The sequence below is a fragment of the Psychromonas arctica genome (assembly GCF_038155225.1).
Taxonomy (GTDB): domain Bacteria; phylum Pseudomonadota; class Gammaproteobacteria; order Enterobacterales; family Psychromonadaceae; genus Psychromonas; species Psychromonas arctica_B.
Genome location: NZ_JBAKBA010000249.1, coordinates 1 through 225, shown reverse-complemented (window position 1 = coordinate 225; position 225 = coordinate 1). Strand labels below are relative to the sequence as shown.

Below are 225 nucleotides of genomic sequence, written 5' to 3'. Positions count from 1 at the left end.
CATCTATTTAGGAGCTAAATAATGACAGTAATATGTGGCTTAGTCGGAATCGTCGGGAGTCCTAATGTAGGGAAATCAACGCTTATTAATGCATTGCTTGGTCATATAGTAAGTATTACTTCACGTAAAGCACAATCATCGCGTCACCGTATTCTTGGGATCGATACTGATGGTGATTATCAAACGATCTTTGTTGATACTCCTGGATTACATTTTGAAGAAAAA

1 protein-coding gene is annotated in these 225 nt (G+C 37.3%); it reads left to right on the top strand.

Features of this window, described 5'->3' with window-relative positions; genetic code table 11:
• Positions 1-21: 21 nt before the first annotated feature.
• A partial coding sequence (locus V6255_RS18445; RefSeq protein ID WP_341629427.1) for a GTPase occupies positions 22-225 on the top strand: 204 nt, incomplete at its 3' end.